This window comes from Bacillota bacterium (assembly GCA_030019365.1).
Classification (GTDB): domain Bacteria; phylum Bacillota; class Sulfobacillia; order JACIYH01; family JACIYH01; genus JACIYH01.
Genome location: JASEFA010000003.1, coordinates 207,800 through 228,212, shown reverse-complemented (window position 1 = coordinate 228,212; position 20,413 = coordinate 207,800). Strand labels below are relative to the sequence as shown.

Genomic DNA, 20,413 nt, shown 5'->3' with positions numbered 1-20,413 from the left:
ATGATCGGTGGAACAGGCCCATCCTGTTAGCCTCGACGAGGCAATACGTGCATTCTCTGTGATTGAGGTGGACTTCCGTTCGGGGCCGGTACTGATAACTCCGGAGCCGGAACTCAACGCGATGTTCGACAGGCTGGTTCAGGAAACCGTACTTCGCAACCCGTCCATTCAGGGGGGGACGTGAGGAGACAGTGAGCGAGTGGTCCGACTTGTCTTTGGAGGGAGTCGTGGCACGGTACTTCCCAGGCGTCAAGCTCGATGCCCGGGAGTTGAAAGTTCTCCTTCCCAAGATCGCGAAGGATGCCAGTCTCATCCAGCGCATGGGAGAGGCAGCACGCTGCGTGAGAACCACTCATTCACTCTGCCTCTGGGATGCCAGGGACATGAGCCGCCTGCGGGACGACAGCGTTCATCTGGTGGTGTGCTCTCCTCCCTACTGGACTCTAAAGGAATACAGGGATGTGCCTGGCCAGTTGGGACACGTGGAGGACTATGAGGAGTTCCTCGACCAGTTAGACCTGGTCTGGCGGCACTGCTTTAGGGTGCTCGTTAAGGGTGGTCGTCTGGTCATAGTGGTAGGCGATGTGTGCTTGTCGCGAAAGTCGAACGGCCGCCATATGGTTGTGCCGCTTCACGCCTCCATCCAGGAAAGGTGTCGACGGTTGGGCTTCGACAACCTCGCCCCCATCATATGGCATAAGATTACAAACGCTTCACTCGAAGTCCAGAATGGCTCGAGTTTCATGGGCAAGCCCTATGAGCCCAACGCCATCATAAAGAACGACATCGAGTACATACTCATGCAGCGGAAGCCCGGTGCGTACCGCAGGCCGACGCCGGCAGCAAGGATCCTCAGCGTGATTCCTGAACAGGCTCACAAGTCGTGGTTCAGTCAAATATGGAGCCTTCCCGGCGCATCGACGACCCAGCACCCAGCACCGTATCCCCTGGAACTTGCCGAGAGACTGGTTCGCATGTTCAGTTTCGTGGGTGACACGGTCCTGGATCCATTCATGGGAACCGGAACCACCAACCTTGCCGCAAGCCTGTGGGGACGGAACAGTATCGGCTTCGAGATCGACCCCGCGTACTTCAAGCTGGCCAGGTCACGCCTGGCGAAGTACCACCACGGCCTCTTCCCGAGTGCGGTCATCGAGGAGAACAGCCCTCCTGCCGGTTGTGTGTCCGGCTGAAAGCAATGCGGGGCCGACGGATGCGCATTGCGCCCAAGCCAGGCTAGGGTTCCAGGCGGCGGCCGGGACGGTGACCGCGGTCCTCAGCGAGTTCGTCCAGGTAGCGGGTTATGACGTAAAGGATGGTGGCGGGCAACGCGCTCACCGCCAGCAGGTGCACCCAGAAGACGGAAACGAACCACATGACCGCCAGCGCCTGGGCCACTGCCAGGGGCACACCCCACAGGAAGTGGGGGAAAACGTGGTGGGCCAGGTAGTCGTCCCAGTAAAGCCAGGTGCGGCGTCGCGGTTCCAGGCGCCAGTAACAGAAGTCACCCACCAGCCTGGTGATCAGGACGAGCGCCAGCAGGCGCACGAAAGGCGGCATCCCGGACCAGATCAGTTGGGCCAGGTCGCAGAGAAGCTCCGCCGCAGCGAAGGCACATATGCCGACGATGCCCAATCTCTGTGCGCGCGTCATGGCCGTAGCTCAGCCGGAGGCAGCCCGGTACCCCCGGGCACAGGAGTCCAACCGACAGGGACGCCAGCTCAGGGATGGGGGCACTGGCTCAGGGGGCGGGGGCGGGCTCCACGGGGACGAGCACCTCGGGGCGCACGGCGCCCGCCCGCACCTGCGTGGTGCCGTCCAGGGAAACCGGGCGCCCGCCGCAGGACGCCAGCAGGGCGAACAGACCGGCGTCCATGGCCTGCCTGCCGAACCCGGTGGTGATCACCACCGTAAGCACCGGCTCCTGCCCGGTGATCCCCACCACCATCTCCCGGCCGGTGAAGGCAACCAGATCCCCCTGCTGGGCACCCCCGCTGATGATGCCCCGCACCCCGGCCTGGCGGGCTCGCCGGAGGGCGTCCAGGGTCACCAGGGCACCGCCCAGCAGCACCTTCCCCGCGTCATCGTCGGAGATCGCCCCGGCGTCCAATACCTCTTCCGCATTCGACACGGCCGCCCGCAGGATGCCGTACGCCTGTCCCCCGATGCCGAACACGCCCGTCACCTGGTGACCCAGAGCGGCCACGGCCGCCCCCCATTCGGGGAAGACCTCCACCACCCGCCCCGCCAGGTAAGCGTCCACCTCGGCCGGCCGGTGGGGCCGGCGGATGGCCACCCCGCCCGTGCGGGTATCCACCGCCTCCACCACCCCGCCCGCGGGCGCATACACCCGGTCTGCCATCAGCCCCTCCATGCCCTGGGCGATGAGCTGGCCCGCGGAGACCTCTTCCCCCTCCCTGACCCGGAGGAAAGCGCGCATGCGGTGGGGCGGCACGTCCAGGCGACGGGCCACATCCACCCACACCACGGGGGCGGCCTTGCGGGCATCCTCCCGCACCAGCACCTGCCCGTGGGCCACCAGGATCGTCTCCACTTCTCCCTCGCAGGGGCTGCGGCACTCCCGGACACCCCCCAACCCCCTGTCCGCCCGGGCCAGAACCTCACCGGTGGCCACCCTCTCCCCGGGCACCTTGAGCAGGTACCGCCCCACCTCTCCCCGTTCGACCCCCAACTCGCGGGCCACCTCCACCACATACGGCATGCCCGGCATCACGGTGGTGCGGGCAACCACGGTCTGGGGCTCCACCACCTGGCCCACTTCCACCAGCACCTCTCCCGGGAAGGGGAGACGTCGCTCCCGTCTGATGACAGTCTGGTCGCTCATCTTGCCCACCTCGCCCTACCGCCCGGCGCCGGCCCGCAGGCCGTCCAGGGCACTCTTGGGGTAGGCCTCCAGGAACTGCATGATCCCCAGCAGCCAGTCGCGGCGCTCCATGGAATCTTCGGGAGGAGACAGGGGCCGTCCCCGGGCATCCAGGATAACCCCGTACTCGCCCCCCTCCAACCGGGCCCGCACCAGCTTGCCCGGTCCTTCGCCCACGTCCACGGTGCGGGCAGGACGCAGCTCCACCTCGAGCACTTCTCCCCGGTACCAGGGGAAGATCCGGAAGTCCCCCTGCCGGATGATTTCCCTGCCCACGGTACCCCGCCGCCTGATCACCATCTCCGCGATCTGGGTGGTGGGCCGCGCCCGCGGCGCCACCGGGGCAATGATGGTGGCCACGTGCACCAGGGTCCGGTCCAGGAGGCCCATGGCCATGTCCGGGTCGGCATCCCCCAGGGCTCCCAGGTGGGGAAGCAGGAAACCCCGGTCCCAGTAAAGCTCGGTGATCCCCTCCGGCTCCAGCCCGTCCAGCAGCATGAGCAGGGCCTGCTGACCCCGGGGAGCGTGGGATATCACGCCGCCCGAGCCCACGATGGCGTCCACCGTGCGCATCTCGACCACCGGGGCACCCGAGGGCCGGGGTGAGAAAATGTCGGCAATGGTGCGCTGCATCTGGACGCCCTTGAGCTCCCTGGCCAGACGCTGGTGCTCGCGGAAGGAGAGGCGCATGGCCTCCCGGGCCAGGGCGTGCTCCACCATGAGCTCCTCCGCCGTCTGGGGCAGCAGGGTGGGACGGATCATCTTGTTGCCGATCCAGTTGCGCAGCTCGTCTTCGGACACGGAAAAGGGCAGCCAGCGGACCAGGTTGGCGAAGCTGGCCCGGGCGAACACGTGCGGGCTGCTGTAGGCCAGGCCCAGGTTGGCGGAGACGGTGCGGTGGAAGGCACCCCCCGCCACGGAGAAGACGTCGGTGGTGGCGCCTCCGATGTCCACCGCCAGCACATTGCTGCGCAATCTCTCTGCCACCCTCTGCACGGCGTGACCCGCTGCCACCGGAGTGGGAAGGATGCTCCCCCCCGTCCACTCCAGCAACCGGGGGTAGCCGGGAGCATGCTGCATGACGTGCTCCAGGAACAGGCGCAGGATCTCCTGCCGGGCCGGCTCCGGTTCCTCCCTCTCCAGCACGGGACGCAGGTTGGGCACCGTGGAAACCAGGAAATCCGCACCCAGTTGCTCCTCCACGTGAGGCCGGGCGCGCACGTTCCCCGCGTACACCACCGGCAGGCGGAACCCTTCCCCGAATCGGGGCCGGGGGCGGGCCGCCCGCAGGGACTCAGCCAGGGCCACCACGTGGGACACCCCGCCGCCATCGGTCCCACCCGACAGCAGCACCATGTCCGGGCGCAGGTTGCGGATGGCGTGCACCTTCTCCACCGGGGTGCGCCCGTCGTCGATGGCCAGCACGTCCACCACGATGGCCCCCGCCCCCAGGGCCGCCCGTTCGGCGCTCTCGGCCGTGATCTCGCGCATCACCCCCGCCACCAGCATCTGCAGGCCACCCCCGGCGCTGGAGGTGGCCACGGCCAGGTTCACGCCCCGGTCGCCCTGGTGGGGCCGGATGAGCTCCCCTCTTTCGTCCAGGAGGATCTCGCCCGTAGCCTGCTCCAGGCGGCGGAGGCTCTCCCTCACCCCCACCATCACGTCCTCCACCGGGCGTTCCACCGTGGTGGGGGCGTTGGCCTGCCCGGCCAGTTGCCACCCTTCCCCCTCCTCCCGGAAGAGGGTGGCCTTGGTGGTGGTGCTCCCTACGTCCAGGGCCAAAACGCACGCGGTCATCCTTCCACCTCCGCTCCATCGAGCCTCGTCAGTCAGAGGCCCTTGAGCAGGTCAACGGGGCTCCGCCGCAGGGCCCGCCCGGCGGGGATGAGCCCGAACACCACCGCCATGAGGGCAGCCAGCCCCAGCACCCGCCCCAGGTGGTCCAGGGTACTTGCCGCCACCTGAACCAAGGGCACCCGGTTCGACACCAGGTTCCACGTGGCCAGAAGCTGGATGAAACCGAAGGCCACCCCGCTGCCCACCAGGCTTATCGCCAGGCATTCCCCCAGCACCATGGCCAGGATCTCGTGGCCGCGGGCGCCCAGGGCCCGCAGCACCCCCATCTCCTCCTGCCGCCCCGAAACCAGCACCAGCATGTTCACCGCCACCAGCATCCCCGCCACCGCGTACATGAGGTACATGCCGGCCCCTCCCGGATCGACGGGAAGCACCGGTTGGGGAGGGGGTGGGGGAGCCGGCGTCCCCCGTGCCAGCGCAGAAAAGCCCTGCCCGCCGCCGTAAGCGAAGCCGCTAAGGCCCCGCCGCCACTCCTCGGGGAGCACCAGCCCCTCGCTGCCTGCCTCCGCGAGCAGCCGGGGGACGCTGCGGGCTACCCAGCGGGGATCAACCCGGTTCAGCCGGGAGGTCACATTCTCCAGGTAAGCCACCGAGGTGAGTCGCACCGAGGCGGCCGGCGCCCAGTCCAGCTCCTCCCCGGTCATGTGGCGGTAGATCCCGGCCAGGGTGCGGGCGGGAACGAAGATTTCGCCTGGCTGCCAGGAAACGGGCACGGTCACCGGTCTGTCTCCCCCACGGCTCACGGTGACCAGGCGACGGGGGAGCCTGAGCACCCCCACCACCTGCAGGGGGAACTCCCGTGAGCCCCGGTCGTCCCCCCGCACCTCAGCACCCTCCCGGCGCAGGGCAGGTACCCGCACGGTCAGGGTCTCGCCCAGCCGCCCCGCCCCTGCGAAGACAACCGCCACCGGTTGCCCTTCGTCTTCGAGCGTGAAGTAGCGTCCCTCCAGCACCATCTCCTGGCACGGCCACCAGACCAGGTCCTTCGCCACTTCTCTTCCCCGCAGGGCCACCGGGACACCCATCTGAACCGTCCGCCCCTCCGGGGTCATCACCTGGCGGATGATGCGGGCGGGAAGCAGCCAGTACGGCACCACCTCCTGTCCCACGCGGGCGGTACGCTCCCCGCGGGCGGCACGGCCCGCGCCTGCGCCCGCCGCCGCGCCCAAGCCCAACTCGCGCGCCAGATCGACCGTGTCCACGATCCCCGGCATTCCCGGCGGGGCCAGGAACCCGCGCGTGAAGGATCCAGGGTAGAAGTACGCCAGGGGAAAGGCCAGGTCGGCATCAGCCTTCGCCAGCTCCAGCGCTCCCCCCCGATCGGCAAACCAGTACCGGGCCGGCAACACCAGGACGTCTCCTCCCAGGACGAAACGATACTCCGCCTGCGCCCCGGCGGGATAGCCGGCCGCCAGCGAGAGGGAAGTGGTGAACACCGCCGCCGCCAGCGCCACCCCGATGAGGGCAACCGCGCTGCGGGAGAGATTGCGCCAGGCATTGACGAACCCCAGCAAGAGAAACATCAGAGCACCCTCCTGCCCCGCCCGCCAGCCGCGCCGTATCCCCCTGCCGCAGGTCTGTTACCCTCCGCGGAGGCCACTGCACCCGGGTGGCTCGCGCCCGCACGCTCGCCCGCACGCTCGCCCACGCGCTGGTGCCACAGGCGGATGGTGCGCCCGTGCAGGAGCTCGTTCACGGTGGCCGCCCGCGCCATGGCTGCAGGCCCTGCCGCCGCCAGCCCCGCGGTCACCAGCACGGCCAGGACCGCACCCGCCACCATGGTCGCCGAGATGGGGACCGGGGCGCCACCCGGACCCACCAGCCAGGGTCGCAGCAGCACGGCGCCCACCCACCCCAGCAGGGACCCCACCAGGCCGGCGGCCACTGCCTCCAGGGTCAGCACCCGTCCGATCTGCGCCCCCGGTATGCCCATCGCTTTGAGAATGGCCAGCTCCCTGCGACGGTCCAGCACGGCCAGCAGGCTGCTGGCAAACACGCCCAGCCCAGCGAACACGAAAACCAGAGGGAAGAGCGACTGCACGGGTCCGTACATGCGCCAGGTGAGGTCGCTCACCCTTTCCCCGGGGGTACCGGCCCGCAGGATTTCCCCCATGCGGTACTCCTCGTTCTCCAGGATGCGGAAAAACAGTCCGGTTGAAGACTGCGGCAAGTCGACCAGCAAAATGTTCGGGTAGGGCCAGGCCACCTCCCCGGTATCCTTCAGCTCCCGGGCAAAGTCGCGCCCCTGCCATCGCTCGCCGGCCAGAGGGAGCAAGGGAACGGCCAGGACGGGGTCCATCCCCTCGTAAACTCCCACCACCCGGTACGCTTCCACACGCAGATACCCGGTCCCCGGATCGACGGTCCCCAGTTCCACCACGTCGCCTTCGCCCACGCCGGCCTGGCGTGCCCATTCGGCCGGCAGAGCAACCTCGCCAGGCGCCCGGGGCGGGCGGCCCGCCCGCCACGTGAGGGCACCGACCAGACGCCCCTCCGGCACCACGTACCACGCCTCCCCCTGGCCCAGCGGGCCGGTGAACAGGGGAACCGATCCCGCCCCCTCCATCCACGTCACCTGGACCTTCTCAAGCGCGGCGGCCAGATCCCCCGAGAACACGCTCTCGTACCGGTAAGTCGGGGGGATGTTGTTCTCGGGCTGGCCGGGATCGACCATCACCCGCACTGCCGGGGGAACCCTCATCACCAGGCGGCAGGGCAGGCGGACCTGGGGAGAACCGCGGCTGAGCAGGCGACCGTGGGCGGAGATGTACCCCAGGCCGAGCAGCAACACTGCCATGCCCACTCCCAGCACCAGGGCGGTGAGCAGATGGCGCCACCACCAGCGGCGCAGGTTACCCAGGGCCAGCCCGGCCTCTTCGCGCAGGTTGCCCGTCGGCCCGGACACCCTACCGGCCATGGCCGGTCCCTCCTGACCCGGCCGTGCCCTCCGAGCTGACACCCGCCCCCCGGGCGGCAGGCCCGCCGGCACCCGCGGTGGGATCGGCGGGACCGTAAAGGCGACCGTCCCGCATCTCCAGCACCCGGGTGGCACAGGGGGCGAAGGTCTCCCGGTGGTGGGTCACCACCAGGAAGGTCGTCCCCTCCCGCCGGAACCGGTCGAAGAGGGCCGCTATGGCCCGTCCCGAGGCAACGTCCAGGTTGCCCGTGGGCTCGTCGGCCAGCACCACCAGGGGACGGTTGGCCAGGGCCCGGGCCACCGCCACCCGCTGCTGCTCGCCCCCGGAAAGCTCACCCGGCAGGTGCTGGGCCCGCTCCGCCAGGCCCACGCTCTCCAGCAGCTCCAGGGCGCGGCGGCGCGCGGCCCGCCCCCTGACACCAGTCATGCGCAGGGGCAGGACCACGTTCTCCCACGCCCGCAGGTGGGGGATGAGGTGGAATCCCTGAAACACGAAGCCCACATGCTGCCGCCGTACCCGGGCCAGACCCGCGGGGCCAAGGCGGGAGTACCCCCGGCCCTGCAGGTACACCTCTCCAGAGGTGGGGCGATCCATGGCCCCCAGGAGGGAAAGCAGGGTGGTCTTCCCGCAACCAGACGGACCTGCCACCACCACCAGCTCACCGGGGGCAAGGGCCAGGTCGACGTCTTTCACCGCCCAGATCTCTTCCCCCAGCACGTACCTGCGGGAAAGACCCCTCCCCTCCAGCACCGTCATGCCCGACTCACCTCGCCAGCGACCCCGTGCCCGGGCCCCGGCTGGCGCCCGGCCCGTCTGGCCGTCCCGGCTCGCAACCAGACGGCTGAAGGTTGGCCAGGGGCACCACTACCAGCCTGCCGTCGTGCAGCCTGACGCGGGCGGCCGGCACCGCCACCTCAGTTTCCAGCACCACGGGTTCGGGCAGCACCTCCACCACCGTGCCTTCTTCGCCCTGCCGGCGCAGGCCGGTCAGCCGCACCCTGGCCCCCGGCCCCACCGGTCCGGCGCTCTCACCCCGCGCGGCGGTCTCGCCGGCCGCGACTATCCCCACCCAGGGAGGCACGGATTCCTCGCCGCTCACATAGCACCAGGCGCCCTGTGCCCCGGCCAGCAGGCGGTATTCCTCCTCCGGTACGGGCAGCGGGCCGAATCCCTCCAGGGTTACCAGGGTCAGGGGCAGGCCCTCCCGTTCCTGCCACAGGGGTTCACCCGCCCCGCCCCGGGGGCCTTCGTACACCCGGGCCAGGTAATCGTCGACTGACAGCTGGCCGCGCACGGCATCGAGCCAGTCCACGGCCGCCTGGGCCGCGCCCCCCACGATGAGAGCCGCTACCCCCAGGGCAAAGGCCCGCTCCACGGCTTGCCGGGCCGCCCAGCCGCCCACCACCACGCGTCCGGTGTGTGCGGGGCCCAGGTGGGCGGCCGCCACTTCCCCATTGGGCAACACCATCAACTCGCCCCCCCGGGCGGGCCCCCAGGCGGCCCCCGCTCCCAGCCGCGTGCCCTCCACCCCGATCACCGCACCGCCCTCCCTCACCTCTTCCACCCGGCCCCTCACCAGGGCCTTTACCTCAGGGGGGAAGGGCTGCACCAGCACCCGGCCTGGCTCCATTGCCACCACCCGGCCGTCCACCGGGGAAACGAACTCCCGATATCCCAGGCCGAACATGAAGGAGTAAAAGGCCAGGGTTTCGCCCCGCCCCACCCGGTCGCCCACCCGGTGCACCAGAGTGGCTACCGTGCGCCCGGCATCGGCCTCCAGGAGGACGGCCCGGGGCGGCGGCTCGGGCCCGTACCCCACCACGCTGGCCGGATCCACTTCGTCACCGGGGCGGCAGGCGGCTCGCCCTCCCGCACCCCACACCCGCTCCACCCTCATGTTCAGCCGCCCCTTCCGGGCACCGCGGCCCTCCCCATCACCAGCTCCTCCCCGCTACGCCTCAGGTTGCCCACCGCAACGGCTGCTGGCGGAACCGGCAACGGCCCCATCTCGCATGGCCAGCACCTTCTCCGCCCGTTCCACCAGGGCGGGATCGTGGCTGACCACCACCAGGGTCCGTCCCCGGCCGTTGATCTGGGCGAACAGATCGGCCACCCGGGCAGCCGCACGCGAGTCCAGGTTGCCGGTGGGTTCGTCTGCGAGCACCAGGTCGGGATCGTGGGCCACCGCCCGGGCGATGGCCACCCGCTGCTGCTCGCCGCCGGAAAGCTGGCCGGGGCGGTGGCGCATGCGGGCTCCCAGTCCCACCTCCTCCAGGATCTCCCTGGCCCGGCGGGCCGCCCGGGCAGCGTCCCACCCCCGGAAACGCAGGGGCAGGGCCACGTTCTCCAGGGCGGTCAGGTGGGGCAACAGGTTGTAAAACTGGAACACATACCCCAGGCGCTCCCGCCGCAGGGCGGAGAGCCCGTCCTCGCTCAGAGTGCTGTAAGCCACATCCCCCAGCACCACCTCACCCGCCGAGGGACGGTCCATCCCGGTCAGGATGTTGAGCAGGGTGGTCTTCCCGCAACCGGACGGCCCCGTGACGACCAGGAACTCCCCCGCCGCCACCGCCAGGCTGACCCCGGCGAGGGCGTGCACCACCCGCCTGCCCTGCACGAACACCCGGCGCAGGTTCACCGCGCGCAGCAGCAGTCCCACCGTCTCGCCCCCTCGGCGCCTGCCCCGCCGTCGTACCGCCACGCCCCTGCAGCACCCCGCCCCCGCCGGGGACCGAGAGAACCCGCCGCACGATGACATGGGCCCGAAGGAAACGGGGCCGCCCGTCGCCGGACGGCCCCGCCGGGTTGCTCGATTCAGCCTCCCAGCCCCAACCAGGTGTTGAAGATGAGCTTCATGCGGGGATAAAGCAGGTTGTAGCGGTACAGGATGGTGTTGCCGAACGAGGCCCCCAGGGCGATCATGATGGCCCACTTCCCCACCGTGCTCAGGCCCTTCATGCTCGGGGCCTCCCTGCTCACCGTGAAGAAGAAGTATGCCAGCGAGGTCACCACGAACAGCCACAGGATGATGTTGTTGAAGCTGTTCAGGCTGATGAAGCTGGCCCTGATCTGCCCCAGCAGGGGCTTGATGTCGAAGCCCAGGGTGTAGCCGGCGCCGTAGCCGATCATGTAGGCCATGGCGTAGCGGCCCAGCCAGCCCCACCCCGAGACGAACCGGGCGTACAGCAGGATGCCCATGATGAGCGGGATCAGGAAGGACCACTGGCCCTCCTTGATCATCTTCTCTCCGATGAAGGGCTTGATGTAGTTGTGGTAGCCGTAGGCCAGGCTGTACCCGGTGAAGCCGGCCACGATGGCGTACTCGAAGATGCGCCAGAACCAGTTCTCCTTGTACAGGTAAGTCAGCACGCCGATGGTACATATCACCTGTAGCCAGACACCCACATCAGTGGACATGAATTCACCCCCTTACCTGTCCAGCCTCGCCTAACGGCTCCGGGTGCTGAAGTAGATGATGTTGCCCAGGATGATGAGCAGGCCCACGAAGGCCGAGGCCAGCGTCTGCCCGTCCATGGCCCGGATGGCGGCAGCAGGCTTGCCGATCAGCTTCTCGTACTCGGCCGCTCCCCGCAGGCCGGGGATCATACCGGTGTACTGCCCGGACTGCACGAACTGCATGGAGTCGGCCACCGACATCTGAATCTGCCCCACGCCCATCTTCACGCCCTTGACCTCGGTGACGATGGCCAGGTACTGGGGAGCACCAGGACTACCGGCCGGGAAGTCGACGACGAGGGCCACATAGGGCTTGTCGAGGGCCTTCACTTCCTTGGTCAGGGGGAACTCGTCCAGGGACTTGCCCTGGTAGTCCACCCCTGCCGCCGCCTCCTTGAGGCTGGAGGTCATGAGACGGAGGTTGGTATCGCCACCCGGCTTGAAGCCCAGGTCCACCCAGTCCTTCCCGTACTCTTTGTTATACTCTTTCAGCAGCTTGTTGATGATGTTTCGCCCGATGGTGCCCTGGGTCTGCCACATGGTGTAGGTGATGATGCGCAGGTTCTTGCGGAAAGCGTGGTTCACTACGGCAGTAAGCTGGGGATTCAGCTCCCCGGCCACGCTGGGTCCGTAGTCAAGCCCCAGCCAGAGCACCGACCCCGCCGGGAGCTGGTCGATATAGTTGTACATCGCCGTGGTCATGGGGGTAACCCGTACGGGCAGCCCCAACGGGAAGATAACCACCAGGGCAATGAGGATGAACACCACCAGGAAAATCCACCGCCGGTCCAGATCTACCAGTGCTCTCACGACGTTGCACCTCCTTTCCCGGCAGAATCTTTACCGCGCGCCGCCCAGGTACGCCCGCTCCAGGCCCAGCATGACGCGCAGGGCCGCCGCCAGGGCACCCAGGTAGATACCGATGGTGATACCGCGCTGCCCGCCCGTGTTGGGGAAGCTCAGGATCCAGTCCTTTACGCTGGTCCAGCCCGGGATGATGAGGTCGCCCAGAGGAGAGGTTCCCAGGAGGACGAGGAACGCGGTGAGCAGCATCAGGGTCGCTTCCAGGGTCCTGGCCCGGAAGGCCCGGAAGGAGGCCGAGGTGATGTAGAAGGCCAGCAGGGCGAACACGGTGGAGTCGATGGGGGTCATGAAGTTCTGGAACACCCAGTCCGCCTGCGGGCCGTCCACGGTCTGGATCATGGCCAGGATGAAGTATCCCCACATGAACACCAGTAGCCAGATGCTGTACACCCAGTTGGGACGCCGCTTCACCACCGCCATCACGTGGAGGCGGGTCAGGTTGATGAGGCCGAGGCCCATGGCCAGGTAATAGAGCAGGTTGTTCCAGTTATCGAACATGTCCATCCACTTGAGGTTGTTGATGGGGAAGACGTACATGGAGAGGACCACGACCGCCGCCATCACGATGCAGATGATGGTCGGAAGCTCTTTCCGCATTATGACACCTCCCTTCTCGGGCCGGACCTACTTGCTGAAGATGCTGGTGATGACGTTGGCCTTCCCCTGGACGATCTGGAAGACAGTCCCGATGATGATCACCGCGAAGAAGGCGATGCGCATCCAGTCCTGGGATACCACGGTGCCGTACAGCACGGGCTCCTTGGCCAGGTAAGCCGAGGCCGCGTACATCTCTTCGCCGATCAGGGCGTAGTCGCAGGCCGCCACGAAGAAGGGAATCTGGTGCATGTTGGCGGTGGCCCCGATCTGGATGGACCCGGTGCGGTTGCCCTCTTCGGCGAAGATCAGGGATTCCGCCCAGAAGGCGCCGAACAGGATGTTGGCCGCCGGCCGCTCGCGCTGGTAGATGCCCAGCACGCCCGAGCAGTACCCGAACTGCCAGTCAGAGAGGAACCTGACGTCGTCCGGGTTGTAGGCGTCGGGCCGCCCCGCCTCCAGGTAGGACTGCCGGATGATCTCCTCGGCGATGGGGAGCACGACAGGATCAGCGCACGTGAAGATAAAGCGGGTGTCGTATTGCGCCGTCCGCTTGGCCACGTGCCCGAGCATGGCGTATGAAGCGATGGTCTGCATGTTGTACGATGCTCCGATGCCCGGCACGTAGTTCACCGGCCGCCCCATCTCGGTGGCGCGGCCGATGGCCTCGTCCAGAGCTTCCAGTCCCGCGATCTTACGGATGGTGGGAATGGGAAGCCCCGCCCGCGCCCGCTGGATAAAGAAGTAGACCAGGATCGCATAGACGAGGAAGATGATGAGCGCTACGAAGGAGCCTTTGACGAAGATGCCGAGGTACGGATCTGCCGCCAGCTGGTAAGACACTAGCCGTTCACCTCCTTGCCCTCATTAACCTATGCCGACTCGGCGCCGGCACCCGCGTAGGAAAGTGCCGGCCTGCAGTACCTCCACTACCCCTTATTCAACGGCTTATGGAAAATTCCTGCCTCTCCCGCCCGGCTCGTCCGCCGGACCTGCGCGCCCGGCTCGCGCACCCGCCAGACCCGTGAGTCCGGCTCCACCCGGCCCCCGACCCGCGTACCGGCCGACCCCCCGCCCCCATTCACCTGCCGCCCGCTATTCCAGCCCTCCCCGGGGAAGCCGCCATGCCCTAACCGGGCAGGTTATAGTTGGGTGCCTCGCGCGTAATCTGGACGTCGTGAGGGTGGCTCTCCCGCACTCCCGCCGCCGTCACCCGCACGAAGCGGCCTCTCTCCTGCAGCTCCCGGATGCTGCGGGCGCCGCAGTAGCCCATGCCGGCGCGCACGCCCCCCACCAGCTGGTACACCGTCTCCGCCAGGGGACCCCGGTAGGGTACCCGTCCCTCGATACCCTCCGGCACCAGCTTGGGCATCTCCTCCTGGAAGTAGCGGTCGGCGGAGCCGTCCCGCATGGCACCCAGGGAACCCATCCCCCGGTACACCTTGAAGCTACGCCCCTGGTAAATCTCCATCTCGCCCGGGCTCTCCTCCGTGCCGGCGAACAGGCTCCCGATCATCACCGCGCTGGCGCCGGCCGCCAGGCCCTTGGTGATGTCGCCCGACCAGCGCACGCCCCCGTCCGCCACCACCGGGATGCCCGCGGCCCGCGCCTCCCGCGCCGCCTCCCAGATGGCGGTGAGTTGCGGCACCCCGATGCCCGCCACCACCCGGGTGGTGCAGATGGACCCGGGCCCCACCCCCACCTTGACGGCATCCGCGCCCGCCTCAATGAGGGCACGCGCCCCTGCCCCGGTGGCCACGTTCCCGGCCATGACCTCGCAGCGGAAGCTCGCCTTGATACGGCGCACGGTGTCCAGCACTCCGCGGGAGTGTCCGTGGGCTGAATCCACCGCGATGATGTCCGCGCCCGCCGCCAGCAAGGCTTCTACCCGGGCGAGGGTATCGGGCGCTACCCCTACCGCCGCCCCCACCAGCAGGCGACCGCGGCCGTCCTTGGCCGCGTTGGGGTACTTGCGGGCCTTTTCGATGTCTTTGATGGTGATGAGGCCCCGCAGCCGGAAATCCGCATCCACCAGGGGCAGCTTCTCCACCTTGTGGCGGGCCAGGATGTGGCGGGCCTCTTCCAGGCTGGTGCCCACCGGCGCGGTCACCAGGTTCTCCTTCGTCATCACATTGGCAATGGGCTGGTCCAGGTTTTCCTCGAAGCGGACATCCCGGTTGGTGATGATCCCCACCAGCCCCATGCCGTCGGCCACGATGGGGACGCCCGAGATGTGGTAGCGCGCCATCATCTCCATGGCCTCCCGCACCGTGTTGTGGGGTCCGAGGTAGAAGGGGTCGGTGATGACGCCGTGCTCGGAGCGCTTGACCTTGTCCACCTCGGCCGCCTGGCGCTCCCCGGGCATGTTCTTGTGGATGATGCCGATGCCGCCCTCGCGGGCCATGGCGATGGCCATGCGCGCCTCCGTCACCGTGTCCATGGCCGCGCTGAGCAGGGGGATGTTCAGGCGGATGTTGCGGGTCAGGGAGGTGGACACGTCCACCTCCCGGGGCAGCACCTCCGACGCCGCCGGCACCAGCAGCACATCGTCGAACGCCAGCCCCTCGGGTCCGAACTTCTGCCGAAACTCCTCTTCCGGCAAACCGTCTCCTCCGCCGGGTACGCCCCCTCCCCCGGACCGGGCCGCGAACCCAGCGTGTTCGTGCTCGCCGCACCCGGCGGTTCGCCCAGCGCAAGCGTCTTCGCCCACTGGCACATCCTCCCCCGGTTTTGCACCAGTATAGCGCACCTTTCCCGCGGCGGGAAGACGCGGCACAGCAGAGAACGCGGCCTGCAGCATCACCGTCAGCTGGGGGTGGAAGCTTTCACCAGCCAGGCCCCGGCGACAAGGAGCCCTGCTCCCAGCAGACGCATCCAGTTGACCGGGGCACGCGGCATCCCCAGCAGGCCGAAGTGGTCGAACACCAGGGCGGCGACCAGTTGGGCGGTCAGCACGACCGCCACTGCCAGCCCGGCCCCCAGCCGGGGCATGACGAAGGCCATGCTGAAGATGATGAAGACGCCGAGGAGACCTCCCGTCCAGAGCAGGGGCGGGGCTCCGGTCATCCCGGCCAGGTGCCGGAAGGAACCGGCACCCAGCAACACCAATCCGCTGGCCAGCAGACCCACCACCTGCACCACGAAGGTGGTAGCCACCAGCCCCACCATCTTCGACAGGGCACCGTTGATGGCCGCCTGAGCCGTCATCGCCGCCCCGCTCAGAGCGGCTCCCAGCAAAGCCAGCAACTGCAAGGGCACACCCGCTCGCCGGCCCAGGCCCCAGGCAACCCCCATTCCCGCCCGCTATGGTTCCCCTCGCGCCCGCCCTGGAATGCGGCCCGCGCACGCCGCCCGCCGCCCTGGCGGGCGACCCGCACCTATGTAAGCCCCCTGGCGTGGCGGCGGTAGATGCGGGTGAGTTCTACGTAGCGGGCGGCCGAGTACGCGATCTCGTGGGCTTCCCGCTCTCCGGCCGGTCGCACCACCTTCCCCGGTACCCCCAGCACCACGCTGCCGGGAGGTATCTCTTTCCCCGGAGGCACGAGCGCGCCCGCCCCCACCAGGGATCCCCGGCCGATGCGGGCACCATCGAGCACGATGGCGCCCATCCCGATAAGGCAGTCGTCCTCCACCGTGCAGGCGTGGAGAATAGCCCGGTGTCCCACCGTGACCCGGTCACCCACCTCCACCGGATGTTCCCCGGTGGGATGCAGCGTGGCGCCGTCCTGGATGTTGGATTCCCGTCCCACCCGCACCCAGTTCTCATCTCCGCGCAGGCAGGCACCGTACCACACCGAAGATTCGGGCCCGACCACCACGCTGCCGATCAGCCAGGCTCCCGGCGCCACGAAAGCCGCGGGGTCCACCTGCGGTGACCCGAAAGGCCACCGGTCCCCCTCACCCCCTGGTACCCCACGCTCGGTCAACGCCAACACCCCCACAGCACCGCCATTGAGTCAGGCCTGCCAGGCGGCCAGGAAGCGGGCGGTCTCCCGCTCGGGATCGGACGCCTCCAGCACCTCCCGGCCCAGGACCAGCCCCGCCACCCCGACCTCGCGCAGGGCGGGGAGCTGCTCGGGTGTCAGCCCCCCACCGGCCAGGACTGGGCGGCGCACCGACGCCGCCACCGCCCGCAGCGCGTCCAGCCCCGGTTCCGGCCACACCGGTGTGAAGACCAGGAAGTCGGCGTCTTCCAGTTGCCCCAGGGCGGCCTCCTCCACGGTGGTCACGCTCCGTCCGATCAGGAAAGACGAGTTCAGGCGGCGCGCCAGTTTCCTGACGGCGGGGGCAGGCAGGGCACCGCACCCCAGGTGAACGCCGTCCGCCTCCGCCGCCAGGGCCACGTCGGCGCGCTCCGCCACCAGGAGCAGCCCCCCGGCCTGCCGGGTGGGCTCCCGCAGCCGCAGGGCGAGGGCCAGCAGGTCGTGACCGGCCAGGTCGCTATCGCCCACCTCGACGCCCCGCGCCCCGCCCCGCAGGCAGGCGCACAACGCCCGCACCATTCCCTCGGGATCTCCTGGGAAAAGGCGCCGGTCAGAGACTACCAGGATGGGAAGGTCTACCACTCAAGGGGTCCCTCCAGGGCTTTCGCGAGCAGCTCGATGCACGCTTCCACATCTCCCTCGTCCACCATCTCCGAGGGCGTGTGCACGTAGCGGCAGGGCACCGATACCACCCCGGCCGGGACACCCTCCCGGGCGAGCTGCATGGCCCCGGCATCGGTGCCGCCCCGCTCCAGGATTTCCAGCTGGTACGGTATCCCGTGGGCGCGGGCGGTGTCCTCCAGGGACCGGCGCAGGCCGGGGTGACAGATCAGGCTGGCGTCCTTCACCTTGATGGCAGCCCCCTTACCCAGGCTCACCTCCATGGTCTCCGCCTTGGGGGTATCGCCCGTGGTGGTGACGTCCACGGCGATGGCCGCGTCGGGGGCGAGGCCGAAGGCGGCGGTGCGGGCGCCCCGCAGTCCCACCTCCTCCTGCACGGTGAAGACGAAGTGCACCTCATGGGGCGAGGCCCCCAGCCGCCGCGCCACCTCCACCAGCACGGCGCATCCGATGCGGTCGTCCATGGCCTTGGCCACCAGCCGGTTGCCGGCCCTCTGCAGCGGCCGGGTAAAGGCGGCGGCATCGCCGATCCTGACCTTCTCGCCCGCCTCCTCGCGGGAAGAGGCACCGATATCCACGAACATCTTCTCGAACTTCAGGTCCTTGGGGTCGTCCAGCTTCTCGTGGCCAAACACCCCCAAGGTGCCATTGCCGACCACCACCCGCTGGCCCAGGCACCGGTGGGGGCTGACACCGCCGATGGCCCCGAAGCGCAGGAATCCCTTGTCGTCTATGTGGGTGATCATGATGCCGATCTCGTCCATGTGGGCGGCCAGCATCACCTTCTTAACCCCGCCGGCCCCCGCGGTGCCCGACGCTGCGGTGGCAGTGCCCGTGCCCGCGCGTGCGGTGCCAGGCGGCCCGCCTGCGGTGCCTGCCCTCCGCGGTCCGCGCGTGCAGATGAGGTTGCCCAGGGCGTCGGTGCGCACCCCGTCCACGTGCGGGCGCACCAGCGAGGTGATCAGCTCCCGCACCTGCTCTTCCTGACCGGAGGGCCCGAAGGCCTCCGTCAGGCTCCGGATCAGTTCGCGCGTCTCCTCTTTCATGGCGTCCACCCCTCCTCCAGGCTGTGCAGGAATTCCACCAGCAACCGGCGCGTGTTCACCAGGTCCTCCAGGTCCAGCACCGAAGCAGGCGAATGGATGTAGCGGCAGGGTACCGACAGCCCGCCGGCCGCCGCCCCGGCCCGGGCCAGGTGGATGCGCCCGGCGTCGTTGCCGCCCGAGGTGGTGCGGCGCAGTTGATGGGGGATACCGGCCTTCTGGGCCACCTCCACCAGGCGCTCGATCACCCGCCGGTTGTGGATGGTGGCGGCGTCCATCACCGAGATGGCTGGCCCGGCGCCGAGCCTCGTGCCCTGCAGGTGCTCCTCCGAGCCGGGGGTGTCCGAGCACACCGTGCCCTCCAGGGCCAGACCCAGGCCCGGTTCGATGGCGTAGGCGGCCGCCTGCGCCCCCCGCAACCCTACCTCTTCCTGAACGGTGAACACACCGTACACGGGGATGCGGTAATTCTCCCGTAGAGCCCCCAGCAGCACCAGGCACCCGGCCCGGTCATCGAACGCCTTCCCCCGCGCCCGCTTCTCCCCCAGGCGGGTGAGGCGGGTGGCGAACACCATGGGGTCGCCCACCTTCACCGCCTTCTCGGCCTCCTCCTTGCTCCTGGTACCGATGTCCACGAACAGCTCCTCCGCGCGGAAGGGGTTCTCCTGCTCCTTGGGCTGCTGCAGGTGGATGGGCTTGGCGCCGATGACGCCGGGCACGCGGTTCTTTCCCACCAGCACACTCTTGGAGACCAGCACCCGGTCGTCGATGCCCCCCACCTTGCGGAAGCGGAGCAGCCCTGACTTGTCTATGGCAGAGACCACCAGCCCCACCTCGTCCATGTGGGCGGCCAGCATCACCCGCAGGCCGGAGCGCTCGTCGTCGGGCCCCCGGTAAGCGATGATGTTGCCCAGGTGGTCGCTGCGGTAGCCCACCCCCATCTTCTCCAGGTGGCTGCGGATGATCTCCCGCACCTGTGCCTCCCAGCCGGAGATGCCCGCGGCCTCGCTCAACTGCCCCAGGAACTCCGCCTCCTGGCCGTACGCACTCGCGCCCTCTGCCTCGCGCCCGGGAGCGATTTTTCGTCCGGCGTCTTCGGCGTAAGCGGTCATGCTTCCCACCTCCAGCCGGCCAGCGCCTGCGCGTCGAGGGCCATCACGAAGCGGGCCAGGAGCCGCCCCGCCCGCTTGATATCGGCCACCGACGCCACCTCCACGCTGGTGTGCATGTAGCGCAGCGGGATGCCGACCAGGCCGGTGGGGATGCCCTCCCTGGTGACCTGGATGGCCCAGGCGTCGGTGCCGGACGGTCCGGGCACCACCCGCACCTGATGGGGGATCCCCTCTTCCTTGGCCACCTTCTCCAGCACCGAGAACACGTAAGGGTGGATGTTCGGCCCCACCGCGATCATGGGACCCTTGTCCAGTTCCACGGTCAGGTCCTCGGGCAGGCCGGGCTGCTCGGCGAACTCCACGTCCACCGCCACCCCCACGTCGGGAGCAACTTCGTACGCGGAGGTGACAGCACCCTTCAGTCCCACCTCTTCCTGCGCGGTGGCCACCAGGAACACGTCATGAGGATGCTGCAGGCGGGCCAGTTCCTGCAGGCAGGCGTGCAGGGTGGCCACCCCGGCCCGGTCGTCCAACCCCTTGCCCGCAGTTAGCTCCCCCTGCAGGGAGCGGCACCCGTACCCCACGGTGATGGGATCCCCCACCCGCACCAGGTCCCGCACGCGCGCCTCATCGAGGCCCACGTCGATGTACATGTCCTCCATCTTGTACGGCTTCTCCGCCTCTTCCCGCGGCAGAAGGTGGGGCGGCTTGACCCCTATCACCCCGGGCAGGTCCTGGCGCCCGTGCACCAGCACCTCCTGGGCGGGCAGCACGCGGCGGTCGAACCCGCCTACAGTGGTAAAACGCAGGAAACCCCCCTCTTCGATCCTGCTCACCATGAGGCCGATCTCGTCCATATGGGCGGCCATCATCACCCGCAGCACCCCAAGCGCCAGGCGACCGTCGGCCCGGCCGGCACGCCGGGCGATCAGGCTCCCCATGGTGTCGGTGCGGATCTCGTCCACCAGGGGCGCCCACGCCTCCCGGATGAGGGAGGCCACGGTGCCTTCAAACCCCGAGACCCCCGAAGCCGCCGTCACCTTCTCCAGGAACTCCCTGACCTCCAAACCCACCCCTCCCC

The 20,413-nt window shown here is 68.9% G+C and carries 21 protein-coding genes; 2 read left to right on the top strand and 19 right to left on the bottom strand.

Translation table 11 applies throughout. The annotated features are described in order from the left end of the window. The first annotated feature begins 7 nt into the window (after positions 1–7). Together QME70_07240 and QME70_07235 are read left to right on the top strand one after the other, a co-directional pair. The gene (locus QME70_07240; GenBank protein MDI6894389.1) at positions 8–184 is read left to right on the top strand and encodes a hypothetical protein; all 177 of its coding nucleotides are present in this window, start codon (positions 8–10) and stop codon (positions 182–184) included. Between the two features lie 136 nt (positions 185–320). After that, the gene (locus QME70_07235) at positions 321–1,193 is read left to right on the top strand and encodes a site-specific DNA-methyltransferase (protein ID MDI6894388.1); all 873 of its coding nucleotides are present in this window, start codon (positions 321–323) and stop codon (positions 1,191–1,193) included. Between the two features lie 43 nt (positions 1,194–1,236). Here the strand turns inward: QME70_07235 and QME70_07230 are convergent, their stop codons facing one another. The 19 genes from QME70_07230 to QME70_07140 form a co-directional block, all read right to left on the bottom strand. Next, positions 1,237–1,653: a hypothetical protein gene (locus QME70_07230; GenBank protein ID MDI6894387.1), complete on the bottom strand. Its 417-nt coding sequence runs from the start codon at positions 1,651–1,653 to the stop codon at positions 1,237–1,239. An 88-nt stretch (positions 1,654–1,741) separates the two neighbouring features. Further along, entirely contained in the window at positions 1,742–2,845 is a 1,104-nt protein-coding gene (locus QME70_07225; GenBank protein ID MDI6894386.1) for a hypothetical protein, read from the bottom strand. A 15-nt stretch (positions 2,846–2,860) separates the two neighbouring features. After that, positions 2,861–4,681, bottom strand: coding sequence for a glutamate mutase L (locus tag QME70_07220; protein ID MDI6894385.1), 1,821 nt, complete (start codon positions 4,679–4,681; stop codon positions 2,861–2,863). A 32-nt stretch (positions 4,682–4,713) separates the two neighbouring features. After that, positions 4,714–6,264: an ABC transporter permease gene (locus QME70_07215; GenBank protein MDI6894384.1), complete on the bottom strand. Its 1,551-nt coding sequence runs from the start codon at positions 6,262–6,264 to the stop codon at positions 4,714–4,716. Continuing rightward, on the bottom strand, positions 6,264–7,658 hold the full coding sequence (locus QME70_07210) for a hypothetical protein (protein ID MDI6894383.1): 1,395 nt from the start codon (positions 7,656–7,658) through the stop codon (positions 6,264–6,266). Before QME70_07210 ends, QME70_07215 begins: the two co-directional genes overlap by 1 nt. After that, the gene (locus tag QME70_07205) at positions 7,648–8,415 is read right to left on the bottom strand and encodes an ABC transporter ATP-binding protein (GenBank protein ID MDI6894382.1); all 768 of its coding nucleotides are present in this window, start codon (positions 8,413–8,415) and stop codon (positions 7,648–7,650) included. The genes QME70_07210 and QME70_07205 overlap by 11 nt, the downstream gene beginning before the upstream one ends. Positions 8,416–8,422: 7 nt before the next feature. Further along, on the bottom strand, positions 8,423–9,556 hold the full coding sequence (locus tag QME70_07200) for a hypothetical protein (GenBank protein MDI6894381.1): 1,134 nt from the start codon (positions 9,554–9,556) through the stop codon (positions 8,423–8,425). A gap of 54 nt (positions 9,557–9,610) precedes the next feature. Further along, positions 9,611–10,318 carry an ABC transporter ATP-binding protein gene (locus tag QME70_07195; protein ID MDI6894380.1) on the bottom strand — a complete coding sequence of 236 codons (708 nt, stop codon included), beginning with the start codon at positions 10,316–10,318 and terminating at the stop codon, positions 9,611–9,613. A 155-nt stretch (positions 10,319–10,473) separates the two neighbouring features. Further along, positions 10,474–11,076 carry a hypothetical protein gene (locus QME70_07190; GenBank protein MDI6894379.1) on the bottom strand — a complete coding sequence of 201 codons (603 nt, stop codon included), beginning with the start codon at positions 11,074–11,076 and terminating at the stop codon, positions 10,474–10,476. A 30-nt stretch (positions 11,077–11,106) separates the two neighbouring features. Next, complete coding sequence (locus QME70_07185) at positions 11,107–11,925, bottom strand: hypothetical protein (protein ID MDI6894378.1); 819 nt, start codon at positions 11,923–11,925, stop codon at positions 11,107–11,109. Positions 11,926–11,955: 30 nt separating this feature from the next. Next, a complete protein-coding gene (locus QME70_07180) occupies positions 11,956–12,576 on the bottom strand; it encodes a hypothetical protein (GenBank protein ID MDI6894377.1) in 621 nt (206 codons plus the stop codon). Between the two features lie 27 nt (positions 12,577–12,603). Then, complete coding sequence (locus tag QME70_07175) at positions 12,604–13,416, bottom strand: hypothetical protein (protein MDI6894376.1); 813 nt, start codon at positions 13,414–13,416, stop codon at positions 12,604–12,606. A gap of 286 nt (positions 13,417–13,702) precedes the next feature. Then, a complete protein-coding gene (gene guaB / locus QME70_07170; protein ID MDI6894375.1) occupies positions 13,703–15,175 on the bottom strand; it encodes an IMP dehydrogenase in 1,473 nt (490 codons plus the stop codon). 203 nt (positions 15,176–15,378) lie between these two features. Continuing rightward, the gene (locus QME70_07165) at positions 15,379–15,825 is read right to left on the bottom strand and encodes a DMT family transporter (GenBank protein MDI6894374.1); all 447 of its coding nucleotides are present in this window, start codon (positions 15,823–15,825) and stop codon (positions 15,379–15,381) included. Between the two features lie 125 nt (positions 15,826–15,950). After that, positions 15,951–16,499 carry a gamma carbonic anhydrase family protein gene (locus QME70_07160; GenBank protein ID MDI6894373.1) on the bottom strand — a complete coding sequence of 183 codons (549 nt, stop codon included), beginning with the start codon at positions 16,497–16,499 and terminating at the stop codon, positions 15,951–15,953. A gap of 30 nt (positions 16,500–16,529) precedes the next feature. Beyond that, positions 16,530–17,138 (bottom strand): thiamine phosphate synthase, encoded by a 609-nt coding sequence (locus tag QME70_07155; protein MDI6894372.1) that lies wholly within the window; start codon positions 17,136–17,138, stop codon positions 16,530–16,532. Then, a complete protein-coding gene (locus QME70_07150; GenBank protein ID MDI6894371.1) occupies positions 17,132–18,223 on the bottom strand; it encodes a M42 family metallopeptidase in 1,092 nt (363 codons plus the stop codon). Before QME70_07150 ends, QME70_07155 begins: the two co-directional genes overlap by 7 nt. Further along, entirely contained in the window at positions 18,220–19,332 is a 1,113-nt protein-coding gene (locus QME70_07145; GenBank protein ID MDI6894370.1) for a M42 family metallopeptidase, read from the bottom strand. Before QME70_07145 ends, QME70_07150 begins: the two co-directional genes overlap by 4 nt. Continuing rightward, positions 19,329–20,399, bottom strand: a complete 1,071-nt coding sequence (locus QME70_07140) for a M42 family metallopeptidase (protein ID MDI6894369.1) — start codon at positions 20,397–20,399, stop codon at positions 19,329–19,331. The genes QME70_07145 and QME70_07140 overlap by 4 nt, the downstream gene beginning before the upstream one ends. Between the last annotated feature and the right edge of the window lie 14 nt (positions 20,400–20,413).